Source organism: Lentibacillus sp. L22 (genome assembly GCF_040812445.1).
Taxonomy (GTDB): Bacteria; Bacillota; Bacilli; order Bacillales; family Amphibacillaceae; genus Lentibacillus_C; species Lentibacillus_C daqui.
This window is the reverse complement of the sequence record NZ_JBFNXI010000009.1, coordinates 79,042-94,659: the sequence shown is the minus strand read 5'-3', so window position 1 is coordinate 94,659 and position 15,618 is coordinate 79,042. Positions and strand designations below refer to the sequence as shown.

The 15,618-nt window shown below is 41.1% G+C and carries 13 protein-coding genes, 1 other RNA gene and 1 other annotated feature; of the genes, 11 read left to right on the top strand and 3 right to left on the bottom strand.

What is annotated here, in order from left to right:
- Window positions 1-4: 4 nt before the first annotated feature.
- The 4 genes from recJ to dtd all read left to right on the top strand — a co-directional run bounded on the left by recJ (window position 5) and on the right by dtd (window position 5,732).
- Window positions 5-2,332 (top strand): single-stranded-DNA-specific exonuclease RecJ, encoded by a 2,328-nt coding sequence (recJ, locus tag ABRT01_RS06760; RefSeq protein WP_367746656.1) that lies wholly within the window; start codon window positions 5-7, stop codon window positions 2,330-2,332.
- Entirely contained in the window at window positions 2,322-2,834 is a 513-nt protein-coding gene (locus tag ABRT01_RS06755) for an adenine phosphoribosyltransferase (protein ID WP_269412103.1), read from the top strand. Before recJ ends, ABRT01_RS06755 begins: the two co-directional genes overlap by 11 nt.
- A 185-nt stretch (window positions 2,835-3,019) precedes the next feature.
- Window positions 3,020-5,224, top strand: a complete 2,205-nt coding sequence (locus tag ABRT01_RS06750) for a RelA/SpoT family protein (RefSeq protein ID WP_367746655.1) — start codon at window positions 3,020-3,022, stop codon at window positions 5,222-5,224.
- Between the two features lie 61 nt (window positions 5,225-5,285).
- Window positions 5,286-5,732 carry a D-aminoacyl-tRNA deacylase gene (dtd, locus tag ABRT01_RS06745; protein WP_367746653.1) on the top strand — a complete coding sequence of 149 codons (447 nt, stop codon included), beginning with the start codon at window positions 5,286-5,288 and terminating at the stop codon, window positions 5,730-5,732.
- 41 nt (window positions 5,733-5,773) lie between these two features.
- Here the strand turns inward: dtd and ABRT01_RS06740 are convergent, their stop codons facing one another.
- Complete coding sequence (locus tag ABRT01_RS06740; RefSeq protein ID WP_367746652.1) at window positions 5,774-6,493, bottom strand: N-acetylmuramoyl-L-alanine amidase family protein; 720 nt, start codon at window positions 6,491-6,493, stop codon at window positions 5,774-5,776.
- A 90-nt stretch (window positions 6,494-6,583) separates the two neighbouring features.
- Between ABRT01_RS06740 and ABRT01_RS06735 the strand changes: the two genes are divergently transcribed.
- The 4 genes from ABRT01_RS06735 (at window position 6,584) to ssrS (ending at window position 10,531) form a co-directional block, all read left to right on the top strand.
- The gene (locus ABRT01_RS06735) at window positions 6,584-6,757 is read left to right on the top strand and encodes a sigma factor-like helix-turn-helix DNA-binding protein (protein WP_269412107.1); all 174 of its coding nucleotides are present in this window, start codon (window positions 6,584-6,586) and stop codon (window positions 6,755-6,757) included.
- Between the two features lie 86 nt (window positions 6,758-6,843).
- Window positions 6,844-7,126 (top strand) — a binding site (T-box leader).
- A gap of 49 nt (window positions 7,127-7,175) precedes the next feature.
- Window positions 7,176-8,459, top strand: coding sequence for a histidine--tRNA ligase (hisS, locus tag ABRT01_RS06730; protein ID WP_367746651.1), 1,284 nt, complete (start codon window positions 7,176-7,178; stop codon window positions 8,457-8,459).
- Window positions 8,459-10,231, top strand: coding sequence for an aspartate--tRNA ligase (gene aspS / locus ABRT01_RS06725; RefSeq protein ID WP_367746649.1), 1,773 nt, complete (start codon window positions 8,459-8,461; stop codon window positions 10,229-10,231). Before hisS ends, aspS begins: the two co-directional genes overlap by 1 nt.
- 112 nt (window positions 10,232-10,343) lie before the next feature.
- Window positions 10,344-10,531, top strand: a non-coding RNA gene (gene ssrS, locus ABRT01_RS06720) — 6S RNA.
- 50 nt (window positions 10,532-10,581) lie between these two features.
- Here the strand turns inward: ssrS and ABRT01_RS06715 are convergent.
- Both ABRT01_RS06715 and ABRT01_RS06710 read right to left on the bottom strand, forming a co-directional pair.
- The gene (locus ABRT01_RS06715) at window positions 10,582-11,253 is read right to left on the bottom strand and encodes an RsfA family transcriptional regulator (RefSeq protein WP_269412110.1); all 672 of its coding nucleotides are present in this window, start codon (window positions 11,251-11,253) and stop codon (window positions 10,582-10,584) included.
- Window positions 11,254-11,354: 101 nt separating this feature from the next.
- A complete protein-coding gene (locus ABRT01_RS06710) occupies window positions 11,355-12,635 on the bottom strand; it encodes a replication-associated recombination protein A (RefSeq protein WP_367746648.1) in 1,281 nt (426 codons plus the stop codon).
- A gap of 214 nt (window positions 12,636-12,849) precedes the next feature.
- Here ABRT01_RS06710 and cymR point away from each other — a divergent pair, with 214 nt between their 5' ends.
- The 3 genes from cymR (at window position 12,850) to mnmA (ending at window position 15,606) form a co-directional block, all read left to right on the top strand.
- The gene (cymR, locus tag ABRT01_RS06705) at window positions 12,850-13,269 is read left to right on the top strand and encodes a cysteine metabolism transcriptional regulator CymR (protein ID WP_269412112.1); all 420 of its coding nucleotides are present in this window, start codon (window positions 12,850-12,852) and stop codon (window positions 13,267-13,269) included.
- A 64-nt stretch (window positions 13,270-13,333) separates the two neighbouring features.
- On the top strand, window positions 13,334-14,476 hold the full coding sequence (locus ABRT01_RS06700) for a cysteine desulfurase family protein (protein WP_367746647.1): 1,143 nt from the start codon (window positions 13,334-13,336) through the stop codon (window positions 14,474-14,476).
- Between the two features lie 17 nt (window positions 14,477-14,493).
- Window positions 14,494-15,606, top strand: a complete 1,113-nt coding sequence (mnmA, locus tag ABRT01_RS06695; protein ID WP_367746646.1) for a tRNA 2-thiouridine(34) synthase MnmA — start codon at window positions 14,494-14,496, stop codon at window positions 15,604-15,606.
- The last annotated feature ends 12 nt before the right edge of the window (window positions 15,607-15,618 follow it).

Below are 15,618 nucleotides of genomic sequence, written 5' to 3'. Positions count from 1 at the left end.
AAGTATGTTATCAAGTAGTAAAAAGTGGAAGTTTACGACAACAGAGGAATCGTCACAATTAGAAGACGATAGGTTAACAGTATCACCAATAATAAGAGATCTTTTAATACAACGCGGAATAACAACTACCGATCAAGCGGTTGATTTCTTATCTCCCAGCCTGGCAAAATTGCACAATCCTAGCTATCTGGCATCAATTGAAAGGGCTTGTGCCCGTGTACATACAGCGATTGAACAACAAGAACCAATTCTTGTCTATGGGGATTATGATGCGGATGGTGTCAGCTCGACCGCCGTATTATTATTAGCTTTACAAACACTTGGTGCGAACTGCGATTATTATATTCCCAACCGGTTCACGGAAGGATATGGACCGAATGAAGCAGCCTTTCAAAAGGCATACACAAATGGCTTTCGTTTGATCATAACGGTCGATAATGGAATAGCGGCCGTTCATGAAGCGGATGTTGCAAAAGAGCTGGGGATAGACTTAATTATCACGGACCATCACGAACCACAGGAAACACTACCGGATGCGTTTGCCATCGTTCATCCAAAGTGTTCACCTGATTATGTTTTTTCAGAGCTTGCCGGGGTTGGTGTTGCTTTTAAATTTGCTGAACAGCTATTAGGTTATTTTCCCGAACAATTATTGGATCTTGTGGCAATTGGAACCGTTGCCGACTTGGTTCCGTTGATTGACGAAAATCGCATATTGACATTCCACGGTTTGCAAAAGCTAACAAAAACAAAGCGACCTGGATTAAAAGCACTAAAAAAGATTTGTAACATAGAAGGAATCGTAACCGAAGATGATATTGGCTTTTTAATTGGACCACGCCTTAATGCTGTTGGACGCATGCAAGATGCCGGCTTAGCAGTTCAGTTATTGCTCTGTGATGATTTGAATGAGGCAGCAGAGTTGGCAGAAATGGTAGAAGCGTTAAACAAACAACGAAAGAAAGTTGTTGCCGAAATTGTCAAGGAAGCAGAGGATATGATTTCCCCAAAATCCCGTGAAGGTGTGATTGTTGTTGCCAAAGAGGGCTGGAATGAAGGTGTCTTGGGGATAGTAGCCTCCAGATTGGTGCAAAAATATGACCGTCCGGCAATCGTGTTGGCAATAAACCCGGAACAAGAATCGGCAAAAGGCTCTGCACGAAGTATACCTGCCTTTGATCTTTTCCGAAATTGCATGAGGTACCGGGAACTATTTACACATTTTGGCGGTCATTCCCAAGCAGCTGGTATGACGTTGCCAATGATGAATGTCACTAAATTAACCGATGGATTGAATGAATGCATCCAACGGGAATTAACTGAAGATGATTTTAAGCAGGAAATCGTAGTGAGCAAAACAGTAAATATAGCCGAAGTTAATGAGTCTCTGATAACAGAAATCAGCCAACTCGCGCCGTTTGGTATGGCTAATCCAAAACCTGTTTTTCATATAAAACATATACCGACAGACATTCGCCAGCTAGGAAATAATCAAGCACATTTAAAATTGCAGTTTCGGGATGCTACCGGACAACTGGATGGAATTGGGTTTGGTCTGGGGGGATTATTCCCGAAAATCTCATCGCAAACTGTTGTATCGCTCGTTGGCGAGTTAGGAATTAATGAATGGAATGGCATCCGAAAACCACAAATGGTAATCCAGGATTTACGAATTGATGAATGGCAGCTGTTTGATCATCGCGGAAAAAAAGATGTTTCTATTTTACAATACGATCCTGATCCGAATACTGATTTAGTGGTATGTGAAGCAAAGTCCGAACGCATTCCGGAACAAATCAAGACAATCAGCTACGAAACGGACCTTTCAATTGTATCTCAGGTAAAATCTTTATATCTATTCGATCTTCCACCAAGTTTAGAGCAGCTTGAGGAATTAATTAAGCGAACGCAACCCTCACGTATACATGCCTGTTTCTATGTGGAAAATAGTAAGTATATGCAAGTATTTCCGTCTAGAGATGATTTCAAATGGTTTTATAAACAAATCCTTATTCATAAGTCGATTGATTTGAATCAACAGCTGGAGATGTTGATGCAGGCAAGAGGATGGACGAAGGATCGCATTATTTTTATGTCAAAGGTGTTTTTTGAGTTGGGATTTGTTAAAATAGAGAATGGAGTTATTCGGGTAAATACAAGCCCTGTTAAACGTGATTTACAAGATTCAAAAGTTTTTCAGGAGCGATTAAGACAAGCTGATATTGAAAAGACCTTATACTATTCCAATTATCCAACATTAAAAAAGTGGTTTTCATTATGGATGAATGATACCGAAGCGAGCAGGAAGGAAGAAGTAACCCATGGATTATAAAAACTATATTAAAATAGTGGAAGACTGGCCAAAGGCTGGCGTTCAATTTAAAGATATTACCCCATTGATGGCTAATGGTGACGCATTTAAAGCTGCTACGGATGAGATTGTGAACTTTGCAAAAGAAAAGGCTATCGATCTTGTAGTTGGTCCGGAAGCAAGAGGATTTATTATCGGTTGTCCGGTTTCGTATGCCTTGGGGGTTGGATTTGCACCTGTTCGAAAGGAAGGAAAGCTGCCACGTGAAGTGATTAAGGTGGACTATGGGCTGGAATACGGTAAAAATGTTCTGACCATCCATAAAGATGCCATTGAACCAGGACAGCGTGTATTAATAACAGATGATCTACTTGCCACTGGTGGTACAATAGAAGCAACGATTAAATTAGTTGAAGAACTTGGCGGGGTTGTTGTAGGCTGTGCCTTTTTAGTTGAACTTACCTATTTAAATGGCCGGGATAAGCTTACCGGCTATGAAGTTTTGACTTTGATGGAATATTGATAGGTGTTTTTGAAGATATAATAGGTCTGGCGATTGTTATACATTTTCGTCAGACTTCTTAATTTATAGCTCGTGTTCAAAAAGGAGGGCTTGTACAGGACACAGGACGCGGCCGGTTTTAGCGGAAGTTCCCCCTTTATACAACCTCTAAAAAGAATGCTAAAGTAGCGAATAAAGGTGATTACATGGCAAAAGAAACAATAATGACAGTGGAGAATGTGATAAGTGAAGCGGAAAAGTATCTTGATGAAGAAGATATTGCGTTCATCCGCCTTGCATACGAATTTGCATACGAGGTGCATCGGGGCCAATTTCGCAAGTCAGGGGAGCCGTATATTATTCACCCGGTTCAGGTTGCTGGGATCCTTGTTGGTTTGGAAATGGATCCGGAAACGATTGCCGGTGGGTTTTTGCACGATGTGGTAGAGGATACAACGATTACGCTTGATCAAATTGAAGAAGCGTTCAATCATGAAGTCGCCATGCTTGTTGATGGTGTAACGAAGCTTGGCAAAATAAAATATAAATCAAAAGAAGCACTTCAAGCCGAAAATCACCGTAAAATGTTCGTAGCCATGGCAAAGGATATACGTGTTATTCTAATCAAATTGGCGGATCGGCTGCATAATATGCGGACATTAAAGCATTTAAAACCGGAAAAACAGCGTCGTATCTCGAATGAAACGCTGGAAATTTTCGCACCGTTGGCCCATCGATTAGGAATATCTACCATTAAGTGGGAGCTGGAAGATACTGCTTTACGTTACTTAAATCCGCAGCAATATTATCGGATCGTTCAATTAATGCGGCAAAAAAGAGACGAACGTGAAAAGTATGTCAAAGAAGTAATGGATGAGGTGAATGAACAGCTGGAGGATGTAAATATTAAAGCGAATATTTCCGGCAGACCCAAACACCTGTATAGTATTTACCGAAAAATGGTTAAACAAAACAAACAATTTAACGAAATTTATGATTTGCTTGCCGTCCGTATCATTGTAAATAGTATTAAGGATTGTTATGCAGTATTGGGTATTATTCATACCTGTTGGAAACCTATGCCGGGCAGATTCAAAGATTACATTGCCATGCCCAAGCCAAATCTATATCAGTCATTACACACAACGGTTATCGGGCCAAAAGGAGATCCGTTGGAAGTACAAATACGAACGAAAGAAATGCACGAAATAGCTGAATATGGTATTGCTGCACATTGGGCCTATAAGGAAGGCAAACAGGTAAACAAAAATAAACAGTCATTTGAAAAAAAACTAACCTGGTTCAGGGAAATTCTCGAGTGGCAAAATGAAGCGCATGATGCCGAGGAGTTCATGGAATCCTTAAAGGTCGATTTGTTTTCGGACATGGTATATGTTTTTACCCCAAAAGGAGACGTTATTGAATTGCCATCTGGTTCTGTTCCGCTGGATTTTGCCTATAAAATCCATACAGAAATCGGCAACCAGACAATTGGTGCAAAGGTTAACGGGAAAATGGAGCCGCTTGATTATCAGCTAAAAAACGGCGACATTGTTGAAGTGATGACTTCGAAACATTCCTATGGACCTTCACAAGACTGGCTAAAGGTTACCCAAACATCGCAGGCTAAAAACAAAATCAAACAGTTTTTTAAAAAGCAACGCCGGGATGAAAATATTGCCAAAGGAAAAGAATTAGTTGCCAAAGAAATTAAGGCATTGTCGTATGAGCCAAAGGATGTATTAACAACAGAAAATCTTCAACGTGTTTTTGAAAAATTTAATTTCGCGAATGAAGATGATATGTATGCTGCAGTTGGTTATCAGGGGATAACGGCAGCACTCATTGCAACACGGCTGACGGATAAACTGCGGAAAGAAAAACAAAAGGAGCAGGAACTTTCGCAGACACTTGAAGAGGTGAAAGCGGATGTAAACCAGAAGAAGCCTGCACGCAAGCGGGATTCAGGTGTCAAGGTAGAAGGCGTCGATAATGTCTTAGTGCGGTTGTCCAAATGCTGTAATCCGGTTCCGGGTGATCCGATAGTCGGTTATATTACGAAAGGTCGCGGTGTCTCTGTTCATCGTGCAGATTGTCCCAATGTACAGACAGAGGAAGCGAAACAACGTTACTTGCATGTGGAATGGGAAAATCATCAGGTAGACAAAAAGCAGTATCATGTGGATTTGGAGATATCCGGATATGATCGACGAGGCTTGTTAAATGAAGTATTACAGGCAATCAATGAAACAAAAACCAATATTACACAGGTTAATGGTGGCTCAGACCGCAACAAAATAGCTAACTTTACCATTACCATTTTGGTCCATAATACAGCTCATTTACGGAAAATTGTCGAACGAATTAAACAAATCAAAGATATTTATACAGTGACTCGAACATTACAATAGGTGAAGTAAAGTGTTTCAGGTCGGACTTTTGGAACATCTTTGCAAAAGGGGGAGCACAATCGTGAAGGCTGTAGTTCAACTGGCACATCGAGCGAGTGTCTCGGTGAATAGAGAAATAATTGGCGAAATAAAAGAAGGGTTGGTCGTTTTCCTGGGGGTGACCCACGGGGACACAAAGGCAGATGCTGAATATCTCGTTCGTAAAATTGTTCATATGCGTATCTTTGAAGATGAAAATGGAAAAATGAATAAATCGCTAAAGGATGTTTCCGGCGGGTTGCTGTCGATATCCCAATTTACCTTATACGGAGATACGAGAAAGGGAAGAAGACCTAATTTCATGCAAGCGGCAAAACCGGATCAGGCAAACGAGCTATATCATTATTTTAATGAGCTTGCAGGTGCAGAAGGTGTTCTCGTTGCCACTGGTCAATTTGGTGCAATGATGGATGTATCATTTACCAACCCCGGCCCTGTAACCATGATTATTGATAGCAAAGACAGGTAGCAAAGGGATGATGGTGGTAACGCTATTCCTTTGCTCAAGGATCAATCGGTTGTGTGTTCTTTTGAGAAAAATGTAAGTAATCCTTTCGTGATTCCGTCAACCATCTGCTGCTGGTAGTTTTTGTCCAGGAGCTTTTGTTCTGTTTCTTGATTGGATAAAAACCCTAGTTCCAAAAGAATGGCAGGTTTTATGTTATCCCTAAGGACCTGAAAGTCAGCAAAGGAAATTCCTCGGTCATTCGCCTTTGTTTCCCCAATAATGTTTGTTTGTACTACTTCAGCCAGCTGTTTGTTTGCTTTATCATAATAAAAAGTACTAATCCCTGTTACTTCAGGCAACTCTTGTACACTGTTATAATGAATGCTGATGAAAGCATCTGTTTCATTCATATTGGCAAGATTCGCCCGGGTTGCCAACGTTATATAATCATCATGTTCCCTGGTCATGATAACGTCTGCACCTATTGTAGTTAGGATCTTTTTTAATAATGAGGCAGTTTCATATGTCAGGTCTTTTTCAAAAACTCCGGAAGTACTAATAGCCCCCGTATCCGTTCCGCCATGACCCGCATCAATTACGATCGTTTTGTTCCTCATTCGTTCATCTGTCTGTGAAGGATTATCGTTTGTGATTTTCGGTGATGGCTCATTGGTATTCATGTCAGTTTCTTGTTTGCTTGTTTCTATTCGATAAAAATAAATAATAAAGGCTAAACCGCAAACAATTCCAAAACAAAACACAAGCTTTAACCAAGTGCGCAAGTAGATTCCTCCTTGTTTAAGCTGTTAGTATGCCATTTTCATTCATAAAAAATGCATTAATCGGCAAAACTAATTGCAGGAGGAATGAGTATGCGATATGCCGATAAGCATTGGAATGCACAACAGAACAAAGATATATATGGAGTGGATCTTCATCGGTTCATGGAGTTGGAGAATAGTTTGAACCATCTGGAAATAGCCCAGGAGTTGGGAATTTCACTAGGTGAGGTAAAAATGTTAAAGAAGAAGATCATTCGCGCTTGACTTTCTATTTCACACCGCTTATGATTATAATCATTCGAAACAATATCGGAGCATGAATTCGTGATTTACGGACAATTTCTAATTAATACACACCGCTCGAGGGAAAGAGTAATTGAAAACCAGGTGAACAGAGAGAAAATGCCAGTGGCTGAAAGCATTTTTACATGATGGTCCAATGAAAGACATTCCTTAGGTTCGGTATCGAAATGAATAAATCCGTTAGGCCAAATATGATATAAAATTGATATATGGTGAAAAGACAGGATTTATTTAGTAGGTATGGACGTTTTGCAGGCGTTAACTGTGAAAGGTGGATGCATAGGTTTGCATCAATCAGGGTGGCAACGCGGGTTAGCTCTCGTCCCTTTTATTTAGGGACGGGGTTTTTTATATTATATCAGGATTTGGAGGTATAACCATGAGTATGAAAGCACCGAGGGGAACAAACGATATTCTTCCTGAAGATGCAAAGAAATGGCAATACGTTGAAAAGGTAATCAAAAACATTTGTGATCGATTCCATTATGAGGAAATTCGTACGCCATTATTTGAACATACCGAGGTATTCCAACGCGGGGTTGGTGATACTACCGATATTGTGCAAAAAGAAATGTATACGTTTCTTGACCGGGGCGGGCGAAGTATCACTTTACGTCCGGAGGGTACAGCAGCAGTCGTACGAGCATTTGTTGAGCACAAACTATATGGTTCAGCAATCCAACCGGTAAAATTATTTTATTTTATGCAAATGTTTCGTTATGAACGGCCACAGCAAGGTCGGATGCGTCAATTAAATCAATTTGGTGTAGAGGTACTTGGCAGTGCTGATCCAGCAGTTGATGCCGAGGTGATATCACTGGCCATGACTTGTTACCAGGAGCTTGGATTAACATCGCTTAAGCTGGTTATCAATAGTTTAGGGGATAAGGAGAGTCGCGATCATTATCGACAAGCGTTAGTTGATCATTTCACACCACATAAGGATGAACTTTGCACAGATTGTCAAACACGCCTGACCCAAAATCCATTACGCATTCTGGACTGTAAGAAAGATCGGGATCACCCGGCAATGAAAACAGCCCCGTCCATACTTGATTATTTAAATGAGGAGTCGGCAACTTATTTTGAACAGTTGAAAGACTACTTAACAAGAATGGGAATTTCATACACGGTTGATAAAAATCTTGTTCGCGGATTGGATTATTACAATCATACTACATTTGAAATTATGAGTGACGCAGAAGGATTTGGTGCGATTACAACATTATGTGGTGGCGGCAGATATAACGGCCTTACCGAGGAATTAGGCGGACCTGATACACCGGGAATTGGTTTCGGTATGGGGCTTGAGCGATTGCTGCTGGCGATGGAGGCGGAACACATCGAGATTCCCATTGATAATGATTTGGATTGTTATATTGTTGCGGTTGGGGATGAGCCTAAAAAACAGGCAGTTTCACTTGCTCATGAACTAAGGAAACAAGGAATCCAGGTGGATCAGGATTATCAAGGGCGAAAAATGAAAGCACAATTAAAATCTGCTGACAGGTTGCACGCAAAATTTGTTCTGATTCTTGGTGAAGAAGAATTGGCAAAGCAGGTGATAACGGTTAAAACAATGAAAACCGGTGATCAACAAGAAATTGCACTTTCCCGGTTAGCTGACGAAATGAAAGATTTGCTTGAGGGAGGAAGTAACTAATGCATGAACGGGTTCAAGCAGGTACATTAACAGAGGAGCATATAAATTTTGATGTTTTATTGAAAGGCTGGGTGCAAAAACGTCGTGATCTGGGTGGTTTAATCTTTATTGACTTACGGGATCGTTCAGGTATTGTTCAGGTTGTGTTCAACCCCGCAGTTTCTCAGGATGCACTCGCCGTTGCAGAGGATGTACGTAATGAATATGTAGTTGAAATAACAGGAAAAGTAGTAAAACGGGATGAATCAACGGTAAATGAGGCGATGGCAACCGGGCATATTGAGGTCCTTGCCTCCAGCCTGGTTGTGCTAAATAAGGCGAAAAACCCACCATTTATGATTCAGGATGAGACAGATGTGAGTGAGGATTTACGCCTGAAGTATCGGTATTTGGATTTACGCAGGAATACATTGCAAAAGACTTTTAAGCTAAGGCATCAGACAACACAGACAGTAAGGAACTTTTTGAACGATGAAGGTTTTTTGGAAATGGAGACACCTATTTTAACCAAGAGTACACCAGAGGGGGCTCGAGATTATTTAGTACCAAGCAGGGTACATCCGGGCGAATTTTATGCTTTGCCGCAATCACCACAGTTGTTCAAACAATTAATCATGATGTCCGGATTTGAAAAATATTATCAAATTGCCCGCTGTTTTCGTGATGAGGATCTACGTGCGGACCGGCAGCCGGAGTTCACGCAAATTGATATTGAAACATCATTTATGTCAAGTGACGAAATTATGGAAATGACCGAGCGAATGATGAAAAAAGTAATGAAGGAAGTAAAAGGTCTGGACGTTTCGTTGCCTTTTCCCCGTTTATCTTATGACGAAGCAATGCAGCGTTATGGCTCGGATAAGCCAGATACAAGATTTGCGATGGAATTGATTCATGTATCTGATATTGTTCAGGATTCCTCTTTTGGTGTTTTCAAGCAGGCAATTGCCAATGGGGGAAAAGTATGTTTGTTAAATGTAAAGCAGCAGGCAAACGATTTTTCCAGAAAAGATATTGATAAACTGACTGAATTTGCCAAGATCTATAATGCCAAAGGATTAGCCTGGCTCAAGCTGGAAAACTATGGAGTCAAAGGACCGATTGCCAAATTTTTATCTGATGCTGAAAAACAAAATCTAATCAATCGGGCAGAAGCGACTGAAGGGGACTTACTGTTATTTTGCGCTGATAAGACAAGCATTGTTTATGACAGTCTTGGTGCATTACGATTGAAGCTGGGCAAGGAATTGAACTTAATCGATGAAACGCAATTTAATTTCTTGTGGGTGACAGACTGGCCACTTCTGGAGTACGATGAGGATACGGAAAGATATTCTGCAGCCCATCATCCATTTACGATGCCGCAAGAAGCGGACTGGGATAAGTTAACGTCTGATCCCGGAAATGTTCGGGCAATCGCCTATGACATTGTATTAAACGGTTATGAGCTTGGTGGCGGATCCCTCCGTAATTATAAACGCGAACAGCAGGATAAAATGTTTGAGGTGTTGGGATTTAGTAAAGAAAAAGCGGAAGAGCAATTTGGCTTTTTACTTGATGCCCTGGAATATGGCGCACCTCCCCATGGTGGAATCGCACTTGGATTAGACCGGATTATTATGCTGCTCGCAGGATGGACAAATATGCGGGATACGATTTTATTTCCAAAAACAGCATCTGCTTCCGACTTATTAACGGAAGCGCCAAGTGAGGTAAGTACAAACCAATTAGATGAGCTCTCTATTCAACTACAGAAGAAATATGAAGATTAAAGTAAATTGTTGTGATATCGAAACAAAAGTAATTAATTTTTCATATTCTTAAATATTGAAAAAGTTAACTCCTTATGATATTATTATTTTTACAAACAATTAGGTTTGTTGGTCAATCCTGATGTGTACGTTTGGTATATTGTTTTGACCGAACATTAATATAACCGGGAGCTTGCAGGTTTCCATGTTGCGTGCATGCCTCTACTTACATGAAGCGGGGACGTACAATGTATGGAACAGAGCACCCACCTGCGTAGAGCGGGATCAAAACCAGGAATTAAACGGCACATTGGGATTGATCTTACATAGTTAACAATCAATAAAAAACTCTTCCTGTAGGGAAGAGTTTTTTATTGATTGGAACTTTGGGCAATTTGTTGCAAATTACCATTTTTGTCCATCCTAAATGCGGGTGGCTTCATATTACCCTGATCTTCAAAAACAGTCATTTTTCTAGCGCGATCCATAATTTGCATAAACACTTGATAATCCTCCTGAATAGTTGCCAGCTGTTTCTCGGTTTGTGCCAACTTCTGTTCCAATTCATCCACCTGTTCGTTTAACCTGGCGTTTTCCTCTTGCATAGCTTCCAAGCTTTGTTTTGATTGATTGGAAGCATGATAGTCTTTTTTTACCTCATTCAGGTATTGGATCACCATATCTAAAGTAAGTGCGGATGTATTCGCTGGAACACTATCTGAACTAGTTTCCGTTACAACCGGTCTCTCTTTGTTTGGCTGCGGTAATGAAATTGCTGTTTTTCTAGACTTCGGTAAGCTTTGTGCTATTGCCCGTTTCTTTTCTTTTCGTTGTCTTTTTGCCAAATCAATAGCATGATCATATTTCCTTCTTACCTCGGCATTCCAACGAAACCCGCATGCTGCCGATGTACGATTTAATTTATCCCCAACTTCTTCAAATGCGTTAAGCTGGGTGCTGCCTTCCCTGATATGCCGTAATACGGTTTCCGCTAATAATAGATCATCCTCATGTGACCATGCATCCTGTCTAACCTTAACCAATATCATTCATCTCCTTTTTCGATTCACGAGATATCATCATAATTCCATAGATTGATTATCTAGTAACTATTATGACCGGTTGAAAAAGGAAATATACGTGACTAGTTTGTATTATTTGCTGCCTGAATTTTTTCATATACTTGTTTTAATGCCTGTTCAAATTTACCTGACCCTTTTGGCTTGTAGTACTGCCTTTTTTTAATTGAATCAGGTAAATATTGTTGCTTGACCCAGCTGTTTTCATAGTGATGCGGATATTTGTACGCTACGCCGCGGCCGATAGTTTTGGCACCTTGATAATGTGCGTCCTTTAAATGAAGCGGGATCTCACCACTTTTACCATTATGGATATCACTTAGAGCAGCATCCATGGCTTCGTAGGCCGTGTTTGATTTCGGTGATAATGCCAATTCTGTAATGGCTACCGCAAGCGGAATACGAGCTTCCGGAAAACCTAATCGTTCGGCTGCTTGTACTGCCGCAACTGCGCGGGGTCCCGCCTGCGGATTTGCAAGTCCAATGTCTTCATAGGCGCAGACAATCATCCTTCTGGCAATACTGTCCAAATCACCAGCTTCGATTAGTCTTCCTAAATAATGCAACGCGGCATTGACATCACTACCTCTAATGGATTTCTGAAAGGCTGACAAGACATCATAATGGGCATCCCCATCCTTATCATGGGAAAAACTTTTTTTCTGCATGCATTCTTCCGCAATTGCAAGTGTAATAATGATTTTTCCATCATTATCTTTTGGTGTCGAGGCAACAGCCAGTTCCAGTCCGTTTAATGCTGACCGCATATCTCCATTGGCGGCAAAAGCAAAGTGTTCGACTGCATCATCGGTCAATTCGATATTCTGATCTCCAAGTCCGTTTTGTTTATCGGTAATCGCCCGTTTAATGGCTGTTTTAATGTTTTCAATGGTTAGCCCATGGACTTCAAATAGGTGGCAGCGGCTACGTATCGCCGGATTGATCGAGTGATATGGGTTACTCGTTGTACAACCGATTAACGTGATCAGGTTGTTCTCCACGTGTGGCAGCAGAAAGTCCTGCTTCGCCTTGTCCAAGCGATGGACCTCATCTAACACGAGAACAATTTGCCCGGACATTTTTGCTTCCTCAACAACAATTTCCATATCTTTCTTTTTGTCGACCACCGCATTGAGCATTTTAACCCGGATACCAAGTGTTTTGGCTAATGCTACTGCCATCGATGTCTTTCCGGTGCCTGGAGGGCCAAATAAAATCATGGAGGCAAGCCGTTTGGCATCAATCATGCGTCGTAGAATTTTCCCCTCACCAACTAAGTGTTCCTGGCCGATTATCTCTTCAATATGTGCGGGCCGCATTCGATAGGCAAGTGGTTTTTGTTTCATTTTAATCTTCCTTTGTATATAATAATGATTTATGCACAAAGCATTGTTAATCAATTGGGTTGGTTGTAATGCCTTTCTTTAATAAGCCTAATTGTGAATGTATGAAAATGCAAGGAACTACCATTCGTGCTATAATAGCAAGTATCTGGAATGGAAATGAGCGATGTATGCTAAAATACGAAAAACGTTATGAAGAAATATTGAGGTGTATATAATGAAAATATCAACAAAAGGTCGATATGGTTTGACGATCATGATTGAATTGGCGAGAAACGCTGGGGAGGGTCCCATCTCACTTAAACAAATTGCCCGGGAAAAGGACTTGTCGGAACATTATTTGGAACAATTGGCTTCCCCATTGCGCAATGCCGGACTGGTAAAAAGCGTGCGCGGAGCCTACGGAGGATATGTTTTGGCAAAACAGTCAAAAGAAATAACTGCTGGTGATATTATTCGTGTGTTGGAAGGACCGATTACGCTTGTGGAAGGTATTGAAAACGAAGAGCCTGCTCAACAGGCATTATGGTTACGGGTCAGAGATGCGGTTAAAAATGTGCTTGATACAACGACATTAGAAGATTTGAAAAACCACGAAAATGACCAGCTGCAAGATTCGTATATGTTTTATATTTAGGAGGTTAAAACAAAAGGTGTCTGTTTGACTGGACGCCAGAGCTAGACAGGAAGGAAAGGTAAAGATGGAACAAATTTATTTGGATCATGCTGCAACAACTCCGGTTACCAAAGAGGTATTGGATGCCATGTATTCCATTTATGCGGATGTGTTTGGCAATGCGTCCAGTGTTCATTCATTCGGACGCAAAGCGAGAAGCTATTTGGATGAGGCCAGGCATGTTTTGGCAGATAGTATTGGCGCAAATGACAAAGAAATTATTTTTACAAGCGGTGGAACTGAAGCAGACAATCTGGCCCTGATTGGAACGGCACTTGCAAATCAGGAAAAAGGAAACCATATTATTACGACAGCTCAGGAGCATCATGCTACATTGCATACGGCAAAGGCACTGGAACAAAAGGGATTTCAAGTAACCTATTTACCGGTTTATCAGGATGGGAAAATTGCGATGGATGATTTGCAGCATGCATTGACCGATGATACGATTCTTGTTTCGGTGATGACTGTAAATAATGAAACAGGTGTGATCCAGCCGGTTGCAGAAATTGGCAATTTGCTTAAGGAACACCAGGCGTATTTCCATACGGATGCGGTGCAAGCTTATGGACTGTTGGATCTCCCGGTACATGAACTGGGGATTGATCTGCTGTCTACATCTGCCCATAAATTAAATGGGCCAAAAGGGATCGGCTTTTTGTTTGTTAGAAATGGAGTTCCTCTGAAGCAACTGCAATTTGGTGGTGAGCAGGAACGCAAACGCCGTGCTGGCACTGAAAATGTTGTTGAGGCAGTTGGTTTTCAAAAGGCGGTTGAACAAAGCATTGCTGCAAGAACGGATCGGATCGAACAGTACAAGCGGTTTAAGCAATTATTTCTCGATATTTTAACCGAGGAAGGGATTTCTTTTCAAGTAAATGGCGATTCGGAATTGGCTGTTCCAACAATCGTAAATATCAGCTTTTCGGGTATGCATGTGGAAACATTGTTAACCAATTTGGATTTAGCCGGGATCGCCGCTTCAAGTGGCAGTGCATGTACAGCCGGGTCAGTGGAACCTTCCCATGTGTTAACGGCAATGTATGGAGCAGATAATGAACGGGCAACAAACTCCATTCGTTTTAGCTTTGGCACATATAATACAATGGAGAATGTAACGACTGCGGCAAAACGTGTTGCAGCAATCATAAATCGATTAAAATCATAATAAGGTGGTGAACAGATATGAAAACAAATGAAAATACCAGAGTCGTTGTTGGTATGAGTGGCGGTGTTGATTCCTCGGTTGCGGCATTGCTTTTAAAAGAACAAGGTTATGATGTAGTAGGCATTTTTATGAAAAACTGGGATGACACGGATGACGCCGGTGTATGTACCGCAACTGAAGATTTTGATGATGTTGTCCGGGTGTGTAACCAAATTGGTATCCCTTATTATGCGGTTAACTTTGAAAAACAATATTGGGATAAAGTATTTACCTATTTTCTGGACGAGTATAAAGCAGGAAGAACGCCAAACCCGGATGTTATGTGTAATAAAGAAATCAAGTTCAAGGCATTTTTAGATCATGCCTTATCCCTTGGTGCCGATTATGTAGCGACAGGACATTATGCACGGATCCGTTTTATAGATGGCCACTATCAAATGCTGCGAGGAGTGGATGATAATAAAGATCAGACATATTTCCTCAATCAATTGACAGAGGATGTACTCAGCAAAGTTATGTTTCCGCTGGGTCATTTACCAAAAAGTGAAGTACGCGAAATTGCCAAGCAACATAATCTGGCAACTGCAACGAAAAAAGATAGTACAGGCATCTGTTTTATTGGAGAACGGAATTTCAAAGAATTCTTGAGTGAATATCTACCAGCTCAGCCTGGGGAAATGCGTACGTTGGCGGGCGCAGTGAAAGGTAAGCATGATGGTCTGATGTATTATACAATCGGGCAGCGCCAAGGTCTTGGAATTGGTGGTGCTGGAGATCCGTGGTTTGTTGTGGGAAAAAATCTTAAAGATAATGTGCTTTATGTTGAGCAAGGTTTTGCCAATGAAGCATTATATTCTGATAGTCTCATTGCTTCAGATATGAATTGGATTGGCAGTGTTGATTTGTCCGAACCATTAACATGCACAGCCAAATTCCGTTATCGTCAGCAGGACAGTGGTGTAACCGTACACCCATTGGCGAACGGGAAAGTACAAGTGATCTTCGACGAACCAGAACGTGCAATTACTCCAGGTCAATCCGTTGTATTTTACGATAGTGAAGTCTGCCTCGGCGGCGGTACGATCGATGAAATTATCAAGGACGAGCAGTATCTTGATTATGTAGGCTAAACCTATTCAACA

What these genes read in the sequence shown, in the direction of transcription:
- recJ (WP_367746656.1), top strand. Translation starts at nt 5, where the DNA reads ATGTTATCAAGTAGTAAAAAGTGGAAGTTTACGACAACAGAGGAATCG.
- ABRT01_RS06755 (WP_269412103.1), top strand. Translation starts at nt 2,322, where the DNA reads ATGGATTATAAAAACTATATTAAAATAGTGGAAGACTGGCCAAAGGCT.
- ABRT01_RS06750 (WP_367746655.1), top strand. Translation starts at nt 3,020, where the DNA reads ATGGCAAAAGAAACAATAATGACAGTGGAGAATGTGATAAGTGAAGCG.
- ABRT01_RS06735 (WP_269412107.1), top strand. Translation starts at nt 6,584, where the DNA reads ATGCGATATGCCGATAAGCATTGGAATGCACAACAGAACAAAGATATA.
- hisS (WP_367746651.1), top strand. Translation starts at nt 7,176, where the DNA reads ATGAGTATGAAAGCACCGAGGGGAACAAACGATATTCTTCCTGAAGAT.
- aspS (WP_367746649.1), top strand. Translation starts at nt 8,459, where the DNA reads ATGCATGAACGGGTTCAAGCAGGTACATTAACAGAGGAGCATATAAAT.
- ABRT01_RS06710 (WP_367746648.1), bottom strand. Translation starts at nt 12,635, where the DNA reads ATGAAACAAAAACCACTTGCCTATCGAATGCGGCCCGCACATATTGAA.
- cymR (WP_269412112.1), top strand. Translation starts at nt 12,850, where the DNA reads ATGAAAATATCAACAAAAGGTCGATATGGTTTGACGATCATGATTGAA.
- ABRT01_RS06700 (WP_367746647.1), top strand. Translation starts at nt 13,334, where the DNA reads ATGGAACAAATTTATTTGGATCATGCTGCAACAACTCCGGTTACCAAA.
- mnmA (WP_367746646.1), top strand. Translation starts at nt 14,494, where the DNA reads ATGAAAACAAATGAAAATACCAGAGTCGTTGTTGGTATGAGTGGCGGT.